The organism is Burkholderia sp. Se-20378 (genome assembly GCF_017104665.1).
Lineage (GTDB): Bacteria > Pseudomonadota > Gammaproteobacteria > Burkholderiales > Burkholderiaceae > Burkholderia > Burkholderia lata.
Map to the genome: position 1 here is coordinate 1 of NZ_JAAGPG010000872.1, position 2,208 is coordinate 2,208.

The window sequence follows — 2,208 nt, forward strand, 5'->3', positions numbered from 1 at the left end:
AGCCGCCGCCACGCTTGCGACGCGCACGCGGCGGCCGGGCTTCACAACATTCATCGATTCAGCTTCCGGATACGTTCGGCCGGCGTGATGATGTCGGTCAGGCGAATGCCGAACTTGTCGTTGACGACCACGACTTCGCCCTGCGCGATCAGGCAGCCGTTCACAAGCACGTCCATCGGCTCGCCGGCCATGCCGTCCAGTTCGACGACCGAACCCTGCGCGAGCTGCAGCAGGTTGCGGATCGCGATCTTCGTGCGGCCGAGCTCCACGGTCATCTTGACCGGGATGTCGAGGATCATCTCGATGTCGTTGTGCGTCGAGCTTGCCGCGGCCTTCGACAGCGGCTGGAACACGCCGGCGCCCGTCGCGCCCGCCTGCACCGGCTGCTGGTTCTGCTCGGCGAGCGCGGCCGCCCAGTCGTCCATGCCCGGATCTTCTTCCGCCGCGGCCGGCGCCGCCTGCGCGGCGGCGGCCGATGCCGCGAGGGCCGCGTCGGCCATCGCTTGTGCGTCGTCCTCGGGCGTCTGGTTCAGCTCACTCATATCCACCTTCCTTCATCGAATCGCCCGCGCTGATCATCTTCTGCACGCGCAACGCGTATTGACCATTGAAAATTCCGTAGCCGCATTCCATCACCGGCACGCCGTCGACCCTCGCGGTGATCGTGTCCTCGATTTCCAGCGGCAGCACGTCGCCCGCGCGCAGGTTCAGGATCTTCTCGAAGTTTGACGAAATCTCGGCGAGGTTCGCGGTCAGCTCGACCTCGGCGGCCTGCACCTGCTGCGACAGCACGCGCACCCAGCGGCGGTCGACTTCGAGCGCCTCGCCCTGGATCGGCGAGCTGAGTACGTCGCGGATCGGTTCGATCATCGAGTACGGCATGCAGATGTGCAGCGTGCCGCCCGTCGGCCCGAACTCGATCGAGAACTGCGTGACGATGACGATCTCGTTCGGCGTCGCGACGTTTGCGAACTGCGTGTGCATTTCCGAGCGCACGAATTCGAACTGCAGCGGCCGCACGCTCTTCCACGCGGTCGTGTAGTGCTCGAACACGAGGTTCAGCAGCTTGCCGATGATCCGCTGCTCGGTGGCCGTGAAGTCGCGGCCCTCGACGCGTGTGTGAAAGCGCCCGTCGCCGCCGAACAGGTTGTCGACGACGAAGAACACGAGGTTCGGGTCGAACACGAACAGCGACGTGCCGCGCAACGGCTTCACGTGCACCAGGTTCAGGTTCGTCGGGATCGGCAGGTTGCGGGTGAACTCGCTGTACTTCTGCACCTTCACCTGGCTGACGGAGATTTCCGCCGTGCGCCGCATGAAGTTGAAGATGCCGATCCGCAGCAGGCGCGCGAAGCGATCGTTGATGATCTCGAGGCCGGGCATCCGGCCGCGGACGATCCGCTCCTGCGTCGCAATGTTGTAGGGGCGGACGCCCGATGTGTCGCGCTGCTCGTCGACTGAATCGGCTTCGCCCGTGACGCCCTTGAGGAGGGCATCGACCTCCTCCTGGGACATGAACTCCTGGTGACCCATACGCGCTCCTTTCTCGGCCGCGTTACTGGACGACGAACTCGGTGAACAGCACGTCGTCGACCTTCGCGCGCTGGTTGCCCGGCTGCGTCGGCTGCTCGATCAGCTCCCGCAGTTCCTTCGCGAGCGAACGTTTGCCGTCCGGCGTCGCGAGATCCTCGGGATGCTTGTTCGACAGCGCGAGCAGGATCCGGCTGCGGATCTCCGGCATCCGCGCGGTCAGTTGCTCCTGCGCCTTCGGGTCGGTGAGCTTGAGCGACAGGCCGACGCGCAGATAGTGCTGCGCGCCGTCGTCGGACTGCAGGTTCACGGTCAGCGGGTCGAGCGGGAAGAACACCGGCGCAGCCAGCGGCGCCGGCTCGGCGGGCGCGCTCGCATGGCCGACGCCTTCCTTGCTCAGGAACACGTACATGCCGCCGGCTGCGGCAGCCGCCGCGCCCAGCGCGATGACGGCGATGAGCGCGATGCGCTTGAACTTGCCGGACGAAGCCGGCTTGTCGGCGGTCGGGTTTGCAGTCGTGGAGGCCATGTGAATGCGTGCGTGATGTCTCGTAGCATGCATTGTTCGGCATCCGGGCCGAGGCCGATGGGCGGAAAAGAGGGGGGATTTGCGGCTATCTCAGCCGATTGTCGGCCGGGTGTCGGCCGGATGCAGGGTAAGTGGGGGCGGAAAGAGCC

The 2,208-nt window shown here is 65.9% G+C and carries 3 protein-coding genes; all 3 read right to left on the bottom strand.

The window, feature by feature from the left end; all coding sequences use genetic code 11:
* Nucleotides 1-50: 50 nt before the first annotated feature.
* From fliN to fliL, 3 genes are read right to left on the bottom strand one after another with little or no spacing between them, the layout of a single operon-like run.
* Entirely contained in the window at nucleotides 51-542 is a 492-nt protein-coding gene (gene fliN / locus G3N93_RS38455) for a flagellar motor switch protein FliN (protein ID WP_011350466.1), read from the bottom strand.
* The gene (fliM, locus tag G3N93_RS38460; protein ID WP_174940295.1) at nucleotides 535-1,533 is read right to left on the bottom strand and encodes a flagellar motor switch protein FliM; all 999 of its coding nucleotides are present in this window, start codon (nucleotides 1,531-1,533) and stop codon (nucleotides 535-537) included. Before fliM ends, fliN begins: the two co-directional genes overlap by 8 nt.
* Before the next feature lie 22 nt (nucleotides 1,534-1,555).
* Nucleotides 1,556-2,092 carry a flagellar basal body-associated protein FliL gene (fliL, locus tag G3N93_RS38465; RefSeq protein ID WP_049097223.1) on the bottom strand — a complete coding sequence of 179 codons (537 nt, stop codon included), beginning with the start codon at nucleotides 2,090-2,092 and terminating at the stop codon, nucleotides 1,556-1,558.
* Nucleotides 2,093-2,208: the final 116 nt, after the last annotated feature.

What these genes read in the sequence shown, in the direction of transcription:
- fliM (WP_174940295.1), bottom strand. Translation starts at nt 1,533, where the DNA reads ATGGGTCACCAGGAGTTCATGTCCCAGGAGGAGGTCGATGCCCTCCTC.
- fliN (WP_011350466.1), bottom strand. Translation starts at nt 542, where the DNA reads ATGAGTGAGCTGAACCAGACGCCCGAGGACGACGCACAAGCGATGGCC.
- fliL (WP_049097223.1), bottom strand. Translation starts at nt 2,092, where the DNA reads ATGCATGCTACGAGACATCACGCACGCATTCACATGGCCTCCACGACT.